The sequence below is a fragment of the Metabacillus litoralis genome (assembly GCF_003667825.1).
GTDB classification, from domain to species: domain Bacteria; phylum Bacillota; class Bacilli; order Bacillales; family Bacillaceae; genus Metabacillus; species Metabacillus litoralis_B.
The window spans coordinates 4,881,438-4,899,156 of sequence record NZ_CP033043.1 but is presented as its reverse complement, the minus strand read 5'-3'; the positions used below and the strand labels follow the sequence as shown (position 1 = coordinate 4,899,156).

Annotated in this window: 22 protein-coding genes; 8 read left to right on the top strand and 14 right to left on the bottom strand. The window is 33.8% G+C overall.

Annotated elements, in window-relative coordinates:
- Positions 1–124: 124 nt before the first annotated feature.
- The 3 genes from D9842_RS24035 to D9842_RS24025 are packed head-to-tail and all read right to left on the bottom strand — an operon-like array spanning position 125 to position 2,788.
- Positions 125–826: an EcsC family protein gene (locus tag D9842_RS24035; RefSeq protein ID WP_121664633.1), complete on the bottom strand. Its 702-nt coding sequence runs from the start codon at positions 824–826 to the stop codon at positions 125–127.
- Between the two features lie 2 nt (positions 827–828).
- Positions 829–2,055 (bottom strand): ABC transporter permease, encoded by a 1,227-nt coding sequence (locus tag D9842_RS24030; RefSeq protein ID WP_121664632.1) that lies wholly within the window; start codon positions 2,053–2,055, stop codon positions 829–831.
- Positions 2,042–2,788, bottom strand: coding sequence for an ABC transporter ATP-binding protein (locus D9842_RS24025; RefSeq protein ID WP_098795302.1), 747 nt, complete (start codon positions 2,786–2,788; stop codon positions 2,042–2,044). The genes D9842_RS24030 and D9842_RS24025 overlap by 14 nt, the downstream gene beginning before the upstream one ends.
- A gap of 920 nt (positions 2,789–3,708) precedes the next feature.
- Between D9842_RS24025 and D9842_RS24020 the strand changes: the two genes are divergently transcribed.
- Positions 3,709–4,131 carry an HIT family protein gene (locus D9842_RS24020; RefSeq protein ID WP_121664631.1) on the top strand — a complete coding sequence of 141 codons (423 nt, stop codon included), beginning with the start codon at positions 3,709–3,711 and terminating at the stop codon, positions 4,129–4,131.
- Positions 4,132–4,158: 27 nt separating this feature from the next.
- On the opposite strand, the gene D9842_RS24015 is transcribed toward D9842_RS24020, so the two are convergent.
- Entirely contained in the window at positions 4,159–5,685 is a 1,527-nt protein-coding gene (locus D9842_RS24015) for a sensor domain-containing diguanylate cyclase (protein ID WP_121664630.1), read from the bottom strand.
- A gap of 276 nt (positions 5,686–5,961) precedes the next feature.
- On the opposite strand from D9842_RS24015, the gene serC reads away from it, so the two are divergent.
- Both serC and D9842_RS24005 read left to right on the top strand, forming a co-directional pair.
- The gene (gene serC, locus D9842_RS24010) at positions 5,962–7,041 is read left to right on the top strand and encodes a 3-phosphoserine/phosphohydroxythreonine transaminase (protein WP_121664629.1); all 1,080 of its coding nucleotides are present in this window, start codon (positions 5,962–5,964) and stop codon (positions 7,039–7,041) included.
- 181 nt (positions 7,042–7,222) lie between these two features.
- Positions 7,223–7,747, top strand: a complete 525-nt coding sequence (locus D9842_RS24005) for a tryptophan transporter (protein WP_121664628.1) — start codon at positions 7,223–7,225, stop codon at positions 7,745–7,747.
- A 96-nt stretch (positions 7,748–7,843) separates the two neighbouring features.
- Here the strand turns inward: D9842_RS24005 and D9842_RS24000 are convergent, their stop codons facing one another.
- On the bottom strand, positions 7,844–8,038 hold the full coding sequence (locus D9842_RS24000; RefSeq protein ID WP_121664627.1) for a membrane protein YhzF: 195 nt from the start codon (positions 8,036–8,038) through the stop codon (positions 7,844–7,846).
- Between the two features lie 288 nt (positions 8,039–8,326).
- Between D9842_RS24000 and D9842_RS23995 the strand changes: the two genes are divergently transcribed.
- Positions 8,327–8,680, top strand: a complete 354-nt coding sequence (locus tag D9842_RS23995; protein WP_162987551.1) for a YtxH domain-containing protein — start codon at positions 8,327–8,329, stop codon at positions 8,678–8,680.
- 210 nt (positions 8,681–8,890) lie between these two features.
- Positions 8,891–9,475 (top strand): HTH-type transcriptional regulator Hpr, encoded by a 585-nt coding sequence (locus tag D9842_RS23990; protein WP_121664625.1) that lies wholly within the window; start codon positions 8,891–8,893, stop codon positions 9,473–9,475.
- A 10-nt stretch (positions 9,476–9,485) separates the two neighbouring features.
- On the opposite strand, the gene D9842_RS23985 is transcribed toward D9842_RS23990, so the two are convergent.
- Positions 9,486–9,815: a DUF1878 family protein gene (locus tag D9842_RS23985; RefSeq protein ID WP_121664624.1), complete on the bottom strand. Its 330-nt coding sequence runs from the start codon at positions 9,813–9,815 to the stop codon at positions 9,486–9,488.
- Positions 9,816–10,052: 237 nt separating this feature from the next.
- On the opposite strand from D9842_RS23985, the gene D9842_RS23980 reads away from it, so the two are divergent.
- Together D9842_RS23980 and D9842_RS23975 are read left to right on the top strand one after the other, a co-directional pair.
- The gene (locus tag D9842_RS23980; RefSeq protein WP_121664623.1) at positions 10,053–10,592 is read left to right on the top strand and encodes a DUF3267 domain-containing protein; all 540 of its coding nucleotides are present in this window, start codon (positions 10,053–10,055) and stop codon (positions 10,590–10,592) included.
- Positions 10,593–10,812: 220 nt separating this feature from the next.
- Positions 10,813–10,992 (top strand): hypothetical protein, encoded by a 180-nt coding sequence (locus D9842_RS23975; RefSeq protein ID WP_098795292.1) that lies wholly within the window; start codon positions 10,813–10,815, stop codon positions 10,990–10,992.
- 206 nt (positions 10,993–11,198) lie between these two features.
- Here D9842_RS23975 and D9842_RS23970 read toward each other — a convergent pair whose 3' ends face one another.
- The 5 genes from D9842_RS23970 to D9842_RS23950 all read right to left on the bottom strand — a co-directional run bounded on the left by D9842_RS23970 (position 11,199) and on the right by D9842_RS23950 (position 12,014).
- Positions 11,199–11,282, bottom strand: a complete 84-nt coding sequence (locus tag D9842_RS23970; protein WP_098795291.1) for a YjcZ family sporulation protein — start codon at positions 11,280–11,282, stop codon at positions 11,199–11,201.
- 53 nt (positions 11,283–11,335) lie between these two features.
- Positions 11,336–11,419, bottom strand: coding sequence for a YjcZ family sporulation protein (locus D9842_RS23965; RefSeq protein WP_098795290.1), 84 nt, complete (start codon positions 11,417–11,419; stop codon positions 11,336–11,338).
- Positions 11,420–11,536: 117 nt separating this feature from the next.
- On the bottom strand, positions 11,537–11,620 hold the full coding sequence (locus tag D9842_RS23960) for a YjcZ family sporulation protein (RefSeq protein WP_121664622.1): 84 nt from the start codon (positions 11,618–11,620) through the stop codon (positions 11,537–11,539).
- Between the two features lie 123 nt (positions 11,621–11,743).
- A complete protein-coding gene (locus D9842_RS23955) occupies positions 11,744–11,827 on the bottom strand; it encodes a YjcZ family sporulation protein (RefSeq protein ID WP_098795289.1) in 84 nt (27 codons plus the stop codon).
- Between the two features lie 103 nt (positions 11,828–11,930).
- Entirely contained in the window at positions 11,931–12,014 is an 84-nt protein-coding gene (locus tag D9842_RS23950) for a YjcZ family sporulation protein (RefSeq protein WP_098795287.1), read from the bottom strand.
- Between the two features lie 350 nt (positions 12,015–12,364).
- Here D9842_RS23950 and D9842_RS23945 point away from each other — a divergent pair, with 350 nt between their 5' ends.
- Positions 12,365–13,246 (top strand): peptidylprolyl isomerase, encoded by an 882-nt coding sequence (locus D9842_RS23945; protein ID WP_121664621.1) that lies wholly within the window; start codon positions 12,365–12,367, stop codon positions 13,244–13,246.
- A gap of 61 nt (positions 13,247–13,307) precedes the next feature.
- On the opposite strand, the gene D9842_RS23940 is transcribed toward D9842_RS23945, so the two are convergent.
- The 3 genes from D9842_RS23940 to D9842_RS23930 form a co-directional block, all read right to left on the bottom strand.
- Positions 13,308–13,526, bottom strand: coding sequence for a sporulation YhaL family protein (locus D9842_RS23940; RefSeq protein ID WP_121664620.1), 219 nt, complete (start codon positions 13,524–13,526; stop codon positions 13,308–13,310).
- A gap of 86 nt (positions 13,527–13,612) precedes the next feature.
- Positions 13,613–14,557: a 3'-5' exoribonuclease YhaM gene (yhaM, locus tag D9842_RS23935; protein ID WP_121664619.1), complete on the bottom strand. Its 945-nt coding sequence runs from the start codon at positions 14,555–14,557 to the stop codon at positions 13,613–13,615.
- Positions 14,558–14,722: 165 nt separating this feature from the next.
- A complete protein-coding gene (locus D9842_RS23930; RefSeq protein WP_162987550.1) occupies positions 14,723–17,710 on the bottom strand; it encodes an ATP-binding protein in 2,988 nt (995 codons plus the stop codon).
- Positions 17,711–17,719: the final 9 nt, after the last annotated feature.

The window sequence follows — 17,719 nt, the reverse complement described above, 5'->3', positions numbered from 1 at the left end:
TTAATTTGTATTTTGTACTTCAAAACAGAACCTGTTACTATGATTAGCCCTGCCTTTTTACTGTTTCAATTCATGTCCTGTGCTATGAAAGTCATTCGACAAACTTCGGGAAGTGACAGGCACTTCAAAACACCCTCAACCGATAACTATTCATCGCACATTCCCCAAGCTGTTGTACAAGGTGATAATTTGCTACACCACCTACAACAGCGCCGATTCCTGGAATGATTTGCATTAGTTTTACAAGGTCTATATAGTCACGATATTCTTGTTGAAAGATACGCCAATCTAAGTCTTTGATTTCTAGTTTTTTTGTTTCCCAATTTTCAATGATTGTAAGAGTTTCTTCTTTATGTGTTTCACTAGAGAAGGCTAGTTGAAACACATAAAGCAAAAATAATCTTTCCTCATATTCCTTCGTACTGTATCCATAATGGTTTGCAACTTCAAAAAGGAACTTCATTTTAATACTAAGAAATAACGGAAAATCTGCTAAGCCTAAAAGAAGACCACCTGCTCCGGTTGAAGCCCCTTCAATTGCAGCTGTTTTTTTGTACATTCCAATTGATTTTCTCACCAAATTTTCTCGTTGCTCAAATGTTAGGTCCTCAACATTTTTAGGAAATGTTGTGATATTAGATCCTAGTAATGTTGCCTCGATCATCTTTTTAATACTCTCGGTAACAGTATGGTGTACTTTTTCTGGTATCATTCCGTTCATTTTGTTTTGTGCTTTTTTAGATGAACGTTCCCAAAACGATGCTTTTCTCAATAGCTTCTGTTTCCACATTCTTGCTTCTTCAGCAGCTCGTAATTCATAGCTCATACCTATACATCCTTTTCACTCTTCTTTATTCTATTTTTCATATAAATAAAAACAAAAAGATAGGAAAATAAAGCTGTTACAATAAAGGTTCCACCAAAAATAGATACATTTGCAAATAGTAATGTGATGAGTGAATAAATCACCGTTTGTACCAAAAAGACTGTAAACATTATTTTCAAGAAGCTTGTTAATCTTTTCTTTTCAGCATTTGGATATAAGTTAGTCAACTCTAATAATTCAAAATGTTTATATAAACTCATGATCTGAATGCCGGTTAAAAAAATAAATAAAATGGATACAACGATGTAGCCTGTTAACTGTTCATTTAAGAATGACAAGATTATGCTTCCGATGATAGTTAGCCGAACAATAATGCCCAAATAGTCGCCTGATCGAATTAATGCACGCACATACAAATACTCATATACATTTTCCTGATGATACTTTACTTGCTTGACCATCCAATCGAGATACGCACGACGCTTTGCCTGTTTCTTAAGCTTAGGCACATCTGTAAATAAGTTTGCAAGCTTATAAAAAGATTGCTTCTTTCCTTCTTCTCTTTTAATAAGTTGCTCCCATTTTAATGCCTTCTGTTTTACATTGTTTGAAAAATACAAAACATAACCTGTCATAATAACAAACAGAACAATTAAGAAAAGGAAATCTTGTGAGAAAATAAAATAAATCACAGATACATTTAAAACAAATCGAACAATCAGATCACTCCATTTTGCTGAAGCTTCTGTATAAAAGCTCATCGCCCAACTTACCCTTAAGTTCCAAAACTTTACCAGTAGTAAAAGCCCCAAACAAATAAGAAGAGTCCTTCCGTTTGCATCTGTTACTTTAAAATACAAGGGTGTAAATAAAATTAAAGGAACAATAATGAAAAAGCTTTGTGTAATAAAACTGTATCTAAAAGCTTTTTGAAAATAACCTCTTAGTTTAAATTCCATCGGTAGTAAAAAAACAATGTCAGCTTCTTTCAACAATGTTCGAACACTTGACGTTATGACGATAAACGCAAAGGTGAATGTCATAATTACGATAGCCGGAAAATCAGGAGATAATGTTTCAAGCCATCTTTGATAAGTTAAAGCTCCACCTGCTCCTAAAAAAATAAAAACAAAAAGAAGGTGGTCATTTAACATATACTTCAAGTACATTCTAGTTTCATTTATATGTTGATTTACTCGTGTTTGCCATATCTCATTAACGCTCTTCATCTTGATCTTCCTTTGTTAACTGAATATAAAGATCATCTAAAGTCGCGTCTCTCATCCCAAACTGTTCCCTTAATTGAAGTAATGTTCCTTTTGCGCGAACTTCTCCGTTATGTAAAATAATAAAAGAATCACAATATCTTTCCGCTGTTGCTAGTATGTGTGTTGACATAAGAATACCTGAGCCTTGTTTTTTCGCTTGATCCATCATTTCCAATAATGAATTTATAGCTAATGGGTCTAAACCAACAAAAGGCTCATCAATAATATAAAGCTCAGGTTCAACTAAGAAGGCACACATTATCATGACCTTTTGCTTCATACCCTTTGAGAAGTGAGCTGGAAACCACTTCAACCTCTTCTCCATCCGAAATTCCTTTAATAACGGCTGAAGTCGTTTTTCGAAAGTGTCCTTATCAATTCCATATGCCATCGCTGTTAGCTCTAAATGTTCATATAGTGTTAACTCATCATATAAAATCGGTGTTTCTGGTATAAAGCTAAATTGTGAACGATAGGCTGCAGAATCTAAAGCAAAGGTATTCCCATTAATGGAGACTTGTCCTTTATGAGCTTCCATTGTTCCAATAATATGCTTGATTGTTGTACTTTTACCTGCACCATTTAGACCGATTAGACCAACAATATTGCCTTTTTCCACCTCAAATGAAATATCCTTTAAGACAGGTTTTCGAGTATACCCGCCTGTTAAATGTTCAACCTTTAGAAGCGTCATGATCACGTTTCTCCTTTTACTTTTTAATTTGTCCATTTAGTTTTGCAGGAAAAAATTAAAGACTTTTTTCGCTACCTTCTTTTTATAGTATCAAAATTTAAATCACTTGCCTAAACTTAGAAAACTTTTTCGCATAATCCTGTAATTACGGGACATCATAATTAGTGAGGAAGGGTTAATTGTTCAAACAAAAACCTTTAAATGAGGTGTTTGTCCCAGACAATTTCTTTTAACTCAAGGGATCATTGCTTAACCATTGAAAAAACACTCGCGAAATGAGGTGTTTACGGGCCGCTATTCTGTTGAATTAGATGCCTGAATGTAACATCATTTTGTAAATGAGGTGTTTGTCAAAGACAATTCCACTTTTTGTTATGTTATATAAACAACTAACAAGGGGATGATTGTATTGAACAATGGTCACTACACATCAAATAGCATTTAAATAAATGTTAAATGAGGTGTTTGTCAAAGACAATTATATTGTTTTTACCCATTGATGATTGAACACTCACGAAATGAGGTGTCTACGGGCCGCTATTTTCTGAAATAAACGCTCTGTATAGCATCATTTTATAAATGAGGTGTTTGTCAAAATACAGTTTCCGAAATGTTAGAACGTTTATTTAGTAACAAGGGGATGATTGCATTGAACAATGGTCTTCACACATCAGATAGCATTTAAATCTAAATGTTAAATGAGGTGTTTATCAAAGACATTTTCCCATAATATGAGTTTTTTTCCTTCCTCGGGAACAGGGTGAACATTCGTTTCACTCTGTTCTTTTTCTTTTCTCTTATGGTAAAATATAGTTGTTTCGAAAATGAGATGGATTTCTAGTAGTTAAACATAACATACTTGCTTTACAAATAATGTTGAAAGCTGTTGAATAAGAATTTTTTTGAAGGAAGTGAAAAAAATGAGTGACTGTATTTTTTGTAAAATTGTTAAGGGAGAAATTCCAAGTGCAAAAGTATTTGAAAATGAACATGTGATTGCCTTTCTAGACATTAGCCAGGTAACGAAAGGACATACGCTGGTTGTTCCAAAAGTACATAGAGAAAACATTTATGAATTAACACCTGAAATTGCGAGTAAATTATTTGAGGTTGTTCCTCAAATTGCCAACTCCATAAAAGAGCAATTTCAGCCTGTTGGCCTAAATTTACTTAACAATAATGGAGAAAAGGCCGGACAATCTGTTTTTCATTATCATATGCATATTCTGCCAAGATACGGCAAGGGAGACGGATTTGGTGCTGTATGGAAGTCACATGCAGATCAGTATACACCAGAAGATCTCCAAGAAATTGCAAACACAATTAAAGAAGGAATTAAATAAAAGGGCCATGACGGCCCTTTTGTTTTTTCAAGACAATAAATGAAAATTGTTTTTTCCTGCCTTCTTTGCTATATACATGGCTTCATCTGCCATCTTAATAAGGGAATGATAATCTGTCCCATGTTTAGGCGATTGTGCTATCCCAATACTTGCCGATACAGTGATCACAATCTTATTGATTTTATAAGGTTCATTCAGTTTCTTGATCACTCTGTCAGCTAATATTCTTAATTGATCTTCGTCCCTCTTCATATTTACAAGCAAAACGAATTCATCTCCACCAAGCCTTGATACTGTGTCACCCTCACGAACGATATGTTTAAGCCGTTCAGCTACAAGCTGTAATAAACTATCACCTGTTTCATGACCATAAGAATCATTCACTTCCTTAAAACCATCTAAATCCATAAAAAATACAGCAAATTCTTCTTCAGCTGAAATTAAATCATTCATTTTTTTTGTTAGATATCCTCTGTTAGGGAGATTAGTAAGGGAATCAAAATTTGCTCTTTTCTTCCATTTGTTATTATATTTTTCAAGTGTTGTAAGCATATCGTTTATTTGCATTGCTAAGTGGCCAATCTCATCATCACCGTGACTACCAACGCTATTTCCATTATTGTTGTAGGAACGAATGTTGGCAATACTTTGCTTTAACGATAAGATTCGCGAAACGAATATCTTATCAAAAGTAAAATAAAGTACAGTACAAATAATTGTTACAAGGGCTAGAAATGAAAGTAGATTTAATAGAATTAACATCCTACCATTTTTATAAATGGTTCTTTCACTTTTCACTTCAATATAAGAAAGTGGATCACCTTTCAGATCCGTTAGAACACTGTAGCCTGCTATTGTAGTATCACTTACCTCGTCAATATATAAATTTTCATTTTCTAATTGCTCCATCTCTTGTTTAGACAATTTCTTAGGTGCGTCTTGAAAAAAAGAAAGATCAAGCTCAATGATATTGCCTAATTCACTAACAAGTTCTTGATCTAACTTTCTAGTAAAAATAAGTGTTCCATTTGAAGGTCCTTCATATTGACTGTTTAAGATCGGGCGAGCGGATAATAGCATGATTCCTTCAGGAGTTTTAATTAAACCGTTTATCTTTTCATTTGTATGAAGAACTTTTTTAAGTTTATATCTATCTAGCCAATTGCTATCAATATAATCTTTAACAAGTTTTCCTTCAGAATCAATTTGTCTAACAAGAACAATCTGTCCCCTTTTATTTAAGAAGATCATATGATCAATTTTGTTTTGTAGAAATGTCTCAGAGGTAAGATTCGACTGAATATAAAGATCATTTTTGTTTTCAACAAAAGAAGAGGTATCATCCCATGCAGCATAATCTAAATTAAAACGATCCAAAGATTTTAGTTCATTATTTAATAAGTTACGTGTTTGGTTAACTTGCGTTATAACCTGCTCTTGCTCGTATATTTGATGAATTCGACTCGTGATTATTCCAACCAATAGAACGATCATTAACATAAATATAGAAATAATACTGATTGAAGCAATTAGTAGCTTTTTTCTTAGAGTCATGAAAACCTCCTTTTTGTGTGCAGTTACTCATTGTATCATTTTAGTATTTGAAATGTTTATACAAATATAAACTTCCATGAAAGAATAGAATGTGATTTTTTTTACTATTTTAGTAGTTTATCAAACACTAAGTCATTAAGAAATGTTTTTCGAAGGAAATGTAAACGTTTTCTGCACCAACATTCACAAAGATGAAAATTTTCAGTCTACATTTCCTTCTCTATTCATGATAGGATATGAGTATTATTTTACGTTCATATCAAGGAGGGCAATACATTGAGAGCATATAATTTTAATGCTGGACCAGCGGCAATTCCGTTACCCGTGCTAGAGCGCGCACAAAAAGAATTAGTGAATTTTAATAACACAGGTATGTCTGTTATGGAGCTTAGTCACCGTAGTAAAGACTATGAAGAAGTGCATAATCGTGCAAATTCATTATTAAGAGAGCTTCTAGGAATTCCTGACAATTACGAAGTCCTTTTCCTACAAGGTGGAGCAAGCCTACAGTTCACTATGATTCCAATGAACTTCCTAAAATCAGGTCAAACAGCTCATTTTATTACAACTGGCTCATGGTCAGAAAAAGCACTAAAAGAAGCAAAAACATTTGGAGAAACTCGTATTTTAGCTTCAAGTAAAGATGAGAATTACACACACATCCCAACCAATTATTCATTAAATGACGTTGAAAATGGTGCTTATCTTCACATCACATCAAACAATACGATTTTTGGTACTCAGTGGAAGGAATATCCTGAGAGCCCTATTCCTTTAATCGCTGATATGTCTAGCGATATTCTTTGCACTGAAATTGATGTAGAGAAATTTGATCTTATTTATGCAGGAGCTCAGAAAAACCTTGGACCGTCTGGGGTAACTGTTGTTATTGTGAAGAAAGAGTTTCTAGAAACAGCAAACGAAGACGTTCCAACGATCTTAAAATATTCAACTCATTCTAAAAATAATTCATTATATAACACACCTCCTACCTTTGCTATTTACATGCTTTCTTTAGTACTCGAGTGGGTAAAAGAACAAGGTGGAGTAAAACAGATTCAACAAATCAATGAAGAAAAAGCTGGCTACATCTACTCTGCGATTGATGAAAGTAATGGATTTTATAAAGGACATGCTGAAAAAGACAGCCGTTCTTTAATGAATATTACCTTCACACTTCAAAATGAGGAACTTACAAAAAAATTCCTTCAGGAAGCAAAAGAGCGTCAATTTATAGGCCTTGCAGGTCATCGCTCTGTAGGTGGATGCCGTGCTTCAACTTACAATGCTGTTCCTAAGGAAGCATGTGAAGCATTAGCAAAATTCATGACAGAATTTAAAAATCAAAACAGTTAATAAGATGTAAGGGGCTGTTCCTAATTAGGGTGACAGCCCCTTTTTTTGGTAGTAACACTCAAAGAAAAAATCTGTACGGAATAAGTAATTGTTGCTATAATAACGATAAGCTCTCGCAATAGGAAATGAGTTCACTATTGGGGAGATTAGTTTATGAGATTAGAAGAGGAGAGATGAGAAAATGAACACGAGAGTATTAGTTATTTTATCTTTATTTGCGGCAATTGGGGCTGTTTTGCATATGGTGATGCCTCCATTCTACAATGGAATGAAGCCTGACATGATTCTATTGATGATGTTTATTGGAATCATTATGTTTCCTAGTATGAAAAATGTTACTTTACTCGGTATCGTAACTGGATTTTTATCTGCGTTAACATCAACATTCCCTGGTGGGTTTCTACCAAACATCATTGACAAAATCATTACAGCATTTGTATTTTACGGCTTATTCTTAGTTGTAAAGAAAATTGCCCATAAAGTTGCCACAGCTACTGTACTCGCTGTTATTGGTACAATTGTTTCAGGAACAATCTTTTTAACTGCTGCCTTATTAATTGTTGGATTACCAGGTGGTGTCGCATTTACAACATTATTTCTAACTGTTGTTCTTCCTGCCACTTTATTTAATGGAGCAGCCATGATTATTATCCTGCCAATTGTTCAAAGTATTTTCAAACGCTCAAAAAACTTAACAGTTGCTTAAGAACGTATAAAGAAAAACCCCGATCACATTTGATCGGGGTTTTTCTTTCATTATTTTAAGTACGCAGATCTAAGTCACCTTTCACCCGGATCTCCATTACTGATTAAAAAACATTAAAATAACACCAATTACCAGCATGATGACTCCTCCAGTAGCAAGTACAGACACCTTTTGTTTGACTACTTTTTTAGGTGGATAAGATGTTGATTGTTGTAGAAGTTTAAAATAATGAAAAGCACCAATAAATAGTAATAAGCTTATGACAAAAAATAAAAAGATAACACCTGACATGCTCATCCTCCCTTCAATCTTGATGCATTTTTGAAATTGGTTTGGTGACATCTTATGTTGGTTTTGCCTCCTTGAAGCAAAATCTCAAAAGAACCTAAATTTACGAAAACCTGTCCATCGAAGCACGAACCGAAGTGGACAATAGTAGGAAGTAATGAAGGACTTTCTAAATATTTATGCTAACTTTTCTGTATCTATGTATAATGTTTAATGAAGACACCTTTGGGTATGTTGATAAGAGGTTGTACGAGTGTTTTAATGATCTACATAAAATATGGAGGGATAAGAATGGCAAATAAAAATTCTTTACTATTTGGTCTCGTTGTTGGAGGAGTGATCGGCAGCATTGCCACATTACTTTCAACTCCTTCTTCAGGAAAAGAATTACGCGGACAATTAAACTTAAATCGAAAGCAACTCGAAGATCTTTTACACCAACTTAAAAATGAAAGCAAAGCATTGAAAGAACAACTCATCAAAACGGTAAAGGATGGCTCAGTAGTCATGAAAGAGGTATCCTCTGACTTTAAAAAAACAGTCGAACAATTTCAGCAAGAAATTGAACCACATAAAAATGACTTGATGAAAGAAATTGAAGAAATTGACATGAAAATTAAAAATCTCGAACAAACCTTGAAGTAAAATAAATCCTCTTAGGATATGAATTATTTTTCTATTTCATCAAAAAGTGTGATGGACAAGCATTGTCTTCACACTTTTTTTTATTCCTAAACCATTGATATTAAAGGGTTTACAAAAATTTTTAAAAATTTCGTAAATTTATATCTTTATTAATCTTTATTTTATTGGCATAATAGAGAATAATAATAGGGAGATCAGGGGTGACGGCTGATGAAACATAATGAAAGGGAATTTACAGTAAAAGAAGCCTTGTTATTTAGTCAACGCGTTGCACAGCTTAGTAAAGCACTTTGGAAAACAATTGAAAAGGATTGGCAACAATGGATAAAGCCATACGATTTAAATATTAACGAGCACCATATTTTATGGATTGCCGATCATTTAAACGGAGCTTCAATTTCAGAGATTGCTAAATTCGGAGTTATGCATGTATCTACTGCCTTTAACTTCTCAAAGAAACTTGAGGAAAGAGGTTACTTAGAGTTTTCCAAAAAAGCCAATGACAAGCGCAACACGTATATTAAACTAACAAAACAAGGTGAGGAAATACTTTCAAAGCTTTTAGAAGACTTTAGTCCAGACAGAAACTCTGTATTAAAAGGTGCTTTACCACTTCAAAATTTATATGGGAAGTTTCCAGAAATGATGGAAATGATGTGTATTATTCGTAACATCTACGGCGAAGACTTTATGGAGATCTTTGAACAGTCATTCCACAGCATAGAGGATGCATTCAATGATACCCCAGGAAAAGAAAAAGAGTCTAAGTCTGAACAATTAATTTCATCAACTTAATGAACGATCACTACATTAATTCCAAAAAATCATCCATAAGAGGTCTGTATAATTTTTGCTTATGCAAAGCACGGATTGTTTCATATAAATCCAGCTTTGCATTTAATTGGCCGGCAAATTGCGTAAGGAGGTCTGTAAAGATCACTAACCCTTGCGCTTTTTGTTCATTATGGTTCGCACTAAGCTCATGGCATATTGCATGAATTTCTTCAATTTCTTCCTTAGATAATCCTTTACTCATCACCATATGATAAAAAGGAAATTTTTCCGGCTCCAGCATTTTAATGAATAACGTTTGATAATATTCCAATGTCTCCAAACGCTTCTCTATAGAATCCATTTGTTACCCTCTTTCTCGTACATACATTATTGTCCTTTATTTTATAGTATTAGCGAATTTTAAGAAAGTTTTAACGAATACTTTTGTTATTGAAATTAAACAGAAAGTATGAACCAACATCTAAATTGATACTTTTTATCTAAAAGCTATCCAATTCCAAATTCCATATTGATTTTTTCTTTGCACCGTCGTACAGTATTGTAGTAATTAGATTTAGCAAATGTGGACGGTGAGACGATGAGCTGCTGGAAAACCATCAATCTTACAAAAGATATTGGACTATACAGAATCATATTAATATCTTTGTTAACGATGATTCTTTCGTTTATTTTAACCTACTTACCTATCAATCTTCTTTATTCAAAAGTGCATCTCAAAGACGGACATTTCCTTATGTTTGTCTTGTTATTAATTAGCATGCCTCCTTTTCATAAACTGCTCCACATGATTCCATTAGTTCTTTGTGGCTGCAGAGTTTCAGCGAGGATTAAGCTTTTCTATTTATTCCCAACAATTCAATTAAAAGCATGTCAGGGAATGAAAAAAAATGAAATGATTGCTTCACTCCTAACACCTTTTGTCACATTCTCCATTCTCTTTGTACTTGGGAGTATATATTTGCCTACCTACATGCATTATTTTAGCATTGCAATGGCATTTCATATTGGACTTTGTGTTCCGGATTTTCTCCTTTTAAAACATCTACTCTTTGCTCCTAAGCTATGTTTTATCGAAGAATTTGAGGATGGTTATGAAGTTCTTGTTCAAAATAAATAGAAAAAGTGATAAGCTCTGGCTTGTCACTTTTTTATATGTTATAAAGCTTGCACTTAGGGCTATAAAAATAAGAGCAACTATGGGCCTGTCTTTTCTACTAGGGCTTTCCTGTGCAGTGTGATCTTTACATATATTTGAAATGTAATAGTTGTCAAATGCTATCTTTTTCTTCAATAGTCTGGTAATCTAATATGTATAATGAGGGAAGGGGGATCTCAAAATGATAATCTTCTTTATCTTGTTTGCAGTCTTTATCTTGTTTTATATAAACAAGCTTACAAATGCTTTATGCTTAGTTCGTGAGATTCCTGAAGACCGCCAAACAAAAGTTTTTAGAACAATAAATGTTCTTATTACCATTTTGTTAATCTCTTCATATATTGAAATTCTGTATACCTAATTCATATGTTTTATCTTCTTAGTAGCCTCGGTTAAAATGATCTCATGCTCCATTCCTGCAACGGTTATGTATGAGTGTTTTAAAAACGCATGTCTTTATTTTCCTCGAGGCTCAAAATTCCATTATGGAAATATACAAAAATCATACATATCTAAAAGTTAAAAAGCTAACAGGGACGCCCTGTTAGCTTTTCTTAATGATTTATCTTATAACCATGCTGCACCAACAATGATTAACAAGATGAACAATACAACGATTAACGCGAATCCACCTGTATATGCACCGCTCATTATTACACCCCCTTTTCAAGGTGATACAAATAATCTTTATTTATATGACTTTATTAAAGGTAAGAAGCTCCAATAATAATTAATAGGATGAACAATACTACAATCAAAGCAAAGTTTCCTGTAAAACCGTGGCTCATAATTAATTACCTCCTTTATCTCTTCCCTATATCATATGGTCATTTGTACTCATGTGATTGGACTGTTGCCCAATTCCTTCAAATTTTATCTTAATGTCTTATAATGACATTGTAGATTTAAAGATAAGAAGCTCCAATGATGATTAACAGAATGAACAGTACTACAATCAAAGCAAAGTTATTTGAATAACCAAAGCTCATAATGAAATCCTCCCTTATCTTTTATACTTTATTCTATGGTCATTTGACTTGAGTTGATTGGACGTTTGCCCAATTTCCTCATTTTTTATCTTAGTGTCTATTAAGACATCTCATTAGTGTCAATTAAAGATAAGAAGCTCCAATGATGATTAACAGAATGAACAGTACTACAATCAAAGCAAAATTATTTGAAAAACCAAAGCTCATAACAAGTACCTCCCTTATCTTTTTCTTTATCATAAAGGTCATATTTGTTCATAATGGTTGGATCGTTGCCTGTGATTATGTCTTTCAGGCCATCTCATTTTAATTAAAGGTAAGAAGCTCCAACGATAATTAACAGAATGAACAGCACAACGATTAAAGCAAAGCTATTTGAATAACCAAAGCTCATAACTAATTACCTCCTTTTCTCTTTACACTTATATCCTATATAAATTCAGGCTTTTTGTTTGGACGTTTGCCCAGATTTGAGGAATTAGCTTATTTTTTCTTTAGGCATGCTTAGGTTATGTTTTAGTGCTTAACATTTTCATTTAAGCAGAATGAGTTTTCTTTATTACATGATTTTAGCTTTCTTCTTATTTGGAGAAGCTACATAAGGGTAACCATTCTCCCATGGATTTCCCAATCTGAAAAAACTTTTTGAACTTGTCACATTATGGTATAGTATTTCTTGTACTATCTAAAATACATAGCAAGCTAGATACTGTTTAAATTTCATAACTAGGAGTTGTAGTAAAGATGAAAAAGATCGCAATTGTATTAGCAGCAGCAACTAGCATACTTGCACTAAGTGCTTGCAACAATAATGCTGACTCTGAAGTTGTTGTAGAAACAAAAGCTGGTAATATTACGAAGGACGAATTTTACGATGCAATGAAGGCTCGTTTCGGTGCAGATGTGTTAACAGAGCTCGTTCATGAAAAAGTATTAAGTGAAAAATATGAAGTAACAGATGAAGAAGTTCAAACTGAATTTGATAACTTAAAAACACAATACGGTGCTCAATTTGAAAGTGTTGTCCAAACTCAAGGTGAAGATGTTGTAAAACAAATGGTCAAAGTGGATCTGCTTAGAAAGAAAGCAGCCGAAGCTGAAGCTGAGGTAACAGATGAAGATATTAAGGCTTACTACGATACACTGGAAGGTCAAATTAGAGCAAGCCATATTTTAGTCGCAGATGAAGCAACGGCAAAAGAAGTGAAGGAAAAATTAGATGCGGGTGAATCATTTGAAGATCTTGCAAAAGAATATTCTACAGATCCTGGTTCAGCTCAAAACGGTGGAGATCTTGGATGGTTTGGTGAAGGTGCAATGGTTCAAGAATTCCAGGATGCAGCCTTTAAATTAAAAGAAGGTGAAGTAAGTGCACCTGTAAAGTCAGATTATGGTTTCCACATCATCAAAGTAACAGAAACAGTGAAACCACTTGAAGAAATGAAAGAATCCTTAAAAGAAGAAGTTCGCAACCAAAAGATCCAACAACCTGATACAATCCAAAATGCGTTAGACAAAGCAATTAAAGAATCAAATGTAGAAGTGAAGGATGAAGACTTAAAGGATACTTTTAAAGCAGCAGAAACGGAAGAACCAGCAGAAAAAGAAGAAGAAACAAAAGAATAATTCCACTAATTAAAGGCTCTCGTCGTTTTGACGAGAGCCTTTGTTTGTAGCAAGCAATATCTTAGCTTGCTGTTTGATCGTCTTGTAGCTCCTGTTGCTGTGTTAACAGATCTCTTTTTTTCTGACGTTCCTGTTCAATACGGTCAAGATATACTTGACCCTCCTGTTCAATGAACGTATCATCAATTTGTTTATCTTGTCGTGCTGTTTTAAATGCCATATATCCACTTACAAGAATCCCTATAATACATAAATAAATCCACCAAGGCATAACGAACATTATACTTCCTCCCCTTTTAAAGACTTGTACACTTGAACAAGCTCTTTTGTAGGAGCATATGAACGAAATAGCGTTTTTATGCCTATTTATTTATGAAATGTCGGCTTATAAAAGGAACGGTTATCAAGAGCAAATACTCTTTCTGTGTATTCCCCTGGCTTAACTCGTTCAAGGGCACGATCCATCATATTCATTTTTGCATCAAGATTATCAATATAATGTAAAATTTCTGCTTCTTTAATCATAGGTGGTTTTGGACTACCCCATTCAGCCTTTCCATGATGACTTAAAACGAGGTGCTGTAGGACTACTACTTCTTCCCCTTCGATTTGAAGGTGTTCAGCCGCTTTAGCAATTTCATTTACCATAATGGATATATGACCTAGAAGATTTCCTTCAACTGTATAAGTTGTGCTAATTGGTCCAGACAATTCAGTCACCTTTCCTAAATCATGTAGAATAACTCCTGCATAAAGAAGATCCGTATCAAGACTAGGATATAAAGTAGCAATTGATTTTGCCAAATCAAGCATTGAAACAACATGATAGGCAAGACCAGATACAAACTCGTGGTGGTTTTTTGTCGCTGCTGGATATTCAATAAAAGCAGCACCGTGCTTTTTCAATAAATACCTAGTAATACGCTGGATATTTGAGTTTTTCATTTCAAAAATGTATTGTGTAATCTTCTCATTCATCACTTCTTTTGCTATAGGAGCAGTTTCGAGAAGATCTGAAATTTCAATCTGCTCTTCGTCATGCTTCGGACGGATCTTGCGAATTTTCAACTGATTTCGTCCACGATAATGATGAATATCTCCTAATACTTTGACAATGCTTTGCGGGGAATAGAGGACTTCATCATCCTGTGATGCATCCCAAAGCTTTGCTTCTATTTCCCCTGATGTGTCTTGTAAAATTAACGTTAAAAAAGCTTTACCATTGCTTGCAATTCCTTTAGTGGAAGTTTTGATTAGTAGGTGTACTTCAACTTGTTCTCCAACGTCATAATGCAAAATCCCTTTTCCCATTTATAAAGCTCCTCTCGGTTGGATCATCTTTTTTTACTTCTTACGTTTTAGGCATTGTTGTAATCGCCATGCTTCTTTTTAAACATCAACATTTTATATACGTATCGCTAGTATAGCATAGTTCCTTTATTCTTTCGGCTGCCATACACTTTCATTTAAACCAAACTAACTAACATTTATTTGTGATAGGTTAACCATATTCTGAGACTGATAGGAATTTGCCATATGCTCGTGGCATGTAAAATAAATCACTTGATTCTCTTCTTTAAGTTCATTTAATAAAGAAATGGTGTTTGATGTTCTGCGATGATCAAAATGAACAAAGCTATCATCCATAATAATTGGCAAATTCACTTGCTTGTTTATATTTTTTATAATCGCTAGTCGTATCGATAAATACAGTTGTTCCGAGGTTGCTTGACTTAGCTCTTCTGCAAAAAACTTTGTTCCATCATGTCGCTCCACGATAAACGACTGCTTATCATTTGGTAAATAGACATTGTGATACATGCTAGATGTAAGTCTTGTAAAAAAGTAAGCTATTGATGTCATTAACTCAGGTAATTTTTCTTCTCTGTGCCTCTGAACTGTTTTGTGTAGCAAATCTTTAGCAAGTGCTCTAACAATCCATTTTTCTGCTTCCTCTTTAACAATAGCCTTTTTATTTTCAAAAGAATGTCTTAGTTTTGAGTACGTTCCACTCTGTTCCATCTCTTCTAATTTAATGAGAGTGCTGGATTGTTCTTGTTGGAGTTTCCTTTCACTTGCTTCAAGTACGTTTATTTCCTCCTCTACCTCTTGTAACCTTACCTCAATATCGTCAATTTTTGTGTTGGAAAGTGTGTCAATATCAATGTCTTTTTCTGTAGCTAACTGTTTATCAATCCATTGCTTTTGCTTTCGTACTGCCTCTCGTTGTTCATGCAGTTTTGCTTGTTTGCGGAACTCATCTTCTGTTTCACATCCACTACGTTCGATAAAATCTTCTTTTTGCTGTTTTAAAAATGTAGTGCTTTGAACATATTCACGAAGTTCTTCATCTAACTCTCTTCTTTTCTCTAATAACTGTTTTTGTTTTTCCTTCTTTGTGCCTTCTATGCTCAACTGCTTAGACAACTCATAAACTGCTTGTTCAATGGAGTTTCCATCAATATCACAAGCCTTTATGATCTCGTCAACCATTTGTTCATACTTTAACAATTCCTGTTTTATTAAATTTTCTTCAGCGATAAGTTTGTTCTTTTCAAGGATAATATGCTGAAGTTGTTGCAACAACTCAAACGCTTCTAAAAGTGCTTCTGATGATGCATGCTCATCAATCTTCAACAACTTAGCTAAATGAGCTTGCTTTTGTTTTAATTGAAACTGAGTTTTTTCCCACTCCTCATATTGCTTTACAATTCTTTCGTAGTTTCTCTCTTGTTGTTGAAAAAGTAGTTGCTCATGGTGGAGCGTTTGTTTTATCTTTTGATCATAATCAAGAAGGTGGATTAATTCTGGTAATGATTGAGAAGAGGATGACTCATATGCCATTCCCTTTTTTAAATCCTCTTCAATTTTCTCAAGCTCCATTGTTAAATGTAGAAGAAGTGGATCTTTTTTCGTTTTTTTATTTTTTACTTGAAGAATGAAACTAACACCTATTGCTATACAAACAATTAGAATTATCCAATGCTGCTGGATGAAGGACCATACCATACCAATTAGGGAGAGCATCACTAAGAAAAAAATTAACATCGTTCCTACCTTTTTCTCCTGTTTATGCTCCTTCCTACGCCTTGTTAATTCATTTAAAAGTCTCTCTCGTTCTTGTTGAAGATGCTTCGTGTTAACATTCTTTGATTCTTCGACCTTCTGTTCCATGTTCTTTCTTTCATCATCAGGTAGCTCTTCTTTACGCAGTTCATTTATTTTCCATTCAGTTTCTTCAATTGAATTTCTTGATTGTTCAAACTGCTCATCCAACATTTGCTTTCGTTGCTTGACCTGCTGATCCTCAAGTATGATCTTCTTTATTGCTTCCTTCATTGGAATGGTTGCATTTATTTCAAATATTTCTTCATCACTAAAATGAGGATAGAGTCTTTGTTTAAGAAGTTCAACTTCATACTGTAGTTGTTCAATTCTCTTTATTAAATGAGATTGTTTCTTTTGCTTTTCATCAAAAAGAGCAAATTGTTCACGTGCTTCTTGAATAGCTTTTTTATTTTGAATATATGCTTCATTTATTAGTAAATCTTCTAGCTCTTTGTTCACTTGCTCATAGTTACTTTTTGAAGAATGTAATTTGACCTCAAGTGGCTGAAGAGACATATTAAAGTGATCTAGCTGCTGAATGGCATCCTCCGGAAAAAGCTCTGTGTCAGGCAAGGACTTTAATTGTTCTAAACACCAGTTTCTTTCCTTAATGAGGGGAATAACAGATTTTATTCTTTCTAACTCTCTTTGTAAAGACATGTTTTCTTTTTTCGCAACTACTACTTGAGATAACTTTTCCTTAAGGGATTCTTTTGCTTTTAATAATTGCTCGTAGTCACTATTTTTTCTTTTAGCTTCTAACATCTTAGCAGCGCTATCCTTTAATCCCACTAGCTCTTCATTTAATGTTGGCTTCTTACCATTCGGCTTATAAATGAGTTCCTGTTGCTTTGTTAATTTATCCTCAATAGTAAATAATGCATCAGCACCATAAATGCTTGATAAAAATAAGAATTTCCCAACTTGATCTGAGCTCATTTTATGAATTTGCTGTAGGCCATGAACATCAAACGAGAAGATAGAACGATACGTTTCTTTATCTAATCCAGATAATAACTCACCTAAATATTCTTCATCTCTTGTTGTTCCATCCTCCATCTCAATTGTGACCTGCCCACCAAATTTCCCTGGTACTCTTTCTATTTTTAGTCGCCTGTTCTCTTCACCTCTTAAAATTAAATAACCCCCATAGCTTGTTGCTCGTTTAGGCTCATAACGATTTTCTGCTTGTTGTTTAGTGGGAAAACCGAATAAAATGCTATGTATAAATGACATAATTGTAGATTTGCCGGCTTCATTTTCCCCATAAAATACAAATAGGTTGGACTTACCTAAATAAAAATGCTGATTTTCAAATTTACCGTAACCATAAATATGTAATTCTTCAATTTTCAAAGTGTTCAC

Excerpts from the sequence above, each read along its gene's own strand:
- D9842_RS24035 (WP_121664633.1), bottom strand. The coding sequence starts at position 826 with ATGAGCTATGAATTACGAGCTGCTGAAGAAGCAAGAATGTGGAAACAG.
- D9842_RS24030 (WP_121664632.1), bottom strand. The coding sequence starts at position 2,055 with ATGAAGAGCGTTAATGAGATATGGCAAACACGAGTAAATCAACATATA.
- D9842_RS24025 (WP_098795302.1), bottom strand. The coding sequence starts at position 2,788 with ATGACGCTTCTAAAGGTTGAACATTTAACAGGCGGGTATACTCGAAAA.
- D9842_RS24020 (WP_121664631.1), top strand. The coding sequence starts at position 3,709 with ATGAGTGACTGTATTTTTTGTAAAATTGTTAAGGGAGAAATTCCAAGT.
- D9842_RS24015 (WP_121664630.1), bottom strand. The coding sequence starts at position 5,685 with ATGACTCTAAGAAAAAAGCTACTAATTGCTTCAATCAGTATTATTTCT.
- D9842_RS24005 (WP_121664628.1), top strand. The coding sequence starts at position 7,223 with ATGAACACGAGAGTATTAGTTATTTTATCTTTATTTGCGGCAATTGGG.
- D9842_RS24000 (WP_121664627.1), bottom strand. The coding sequence starts at position 8,038 with ATGTCAGGTGTTATCTTTTTATTTTTTGTCATAAGCTTATTACTATTT.
- D9842_RS23995 (WP_162987551.1), top strand. The coding sequence starts at position 8,327 with ATGGCAAATAAAAATTCTTTACTATTTGGTCTCGTTGTTGGAGGAGTG.
- D9842_RS23990 (WP_121664625.1), top strand. The coding sequence starts at position 8,891 with ATGAAACATAATGAAAGGGAATTTACAGTAAAAGAAGCCTTGTTATTT.
- D9842_RS23985 (WP_121664624.1), bottom strand. The coding sequence starts at position 9,815 with ATGGATTCTATAGAGAAGCGTTTGGAGACATTGGAATATTATCAAACG.
- D9842_RS23980 (WP_121664623.1), top strand. The coding sequence starts at position 10,053 with ATGAGCTGCTGGAAAACCATCAATCTTACAAAAGATATTGGACTATAC.
- D9842_RS23975 (WP_098795292.1), top strand. The coding sequence starts at position 10,813 with ATGATAATCTTCTTTATCTTGTTTGCAGTCTTTATCTTGTTTTATATA.
- D9842_RS23970 (WP_098795291.1), bottom strand. The coding sequence starts at position 11,282 with ATGAGCGGTGCATATACAGGTGGATTCGCGTTAATCGTTGTATTGTTC.
- D9842_RS23965 (WP_098795290.1), bottom strand. The coding sequence starts at position 11,419 with ATGAGCCACGGTTTTACAGGAAACTTTGCTTTGATTGTAGTATTGTTC.
- D9842_RS23960 (WP_121664622.1), bottom strand. The coding sequence starts at position 11,620 with ATGAGCTTTGGTTATTCAAATAACTTTGCTTTGATTGTAGTACTGTTC.
- D9842_RS23955 (WP_098795289.1), bottom strand. The coding sequence starts at position 11,827 with ATGAGCTTTGGTTTTTCAAATAATTTTGCTTTGATTGTAGTACTGTTC.
- D9842_RS23950 (WP_098795287.1), bottom strand. The coding sequence starts at position 12,014 with ATGAGCTTTGGTTATTCAAATAGCTTTGCTTTAATCGTTGTGCTGTTC.
- D9842_RS23945 (WP_121664621.1), top strand. The coding sequence starts at position 12,365 with ATGAAAAAGATCGCAATTGTATTAGCAGCAGCAACTAGCATACTTGCA.
- D9842_RS23940 (WP_121664620.1), bottom strand. The coding sequence starts at position 13,526 with ATGTTCGTTATGCCTTGGTGGATTTATTTATGTATTATAGGGATTCTT.
- yhaM (WP_121664619.1), bottom strand. The coding sequence starts at position 14,557 with ATGGGAAAAGGGATTTTGCATTATGACGTTGGAGAACAAGTTGAAGTA.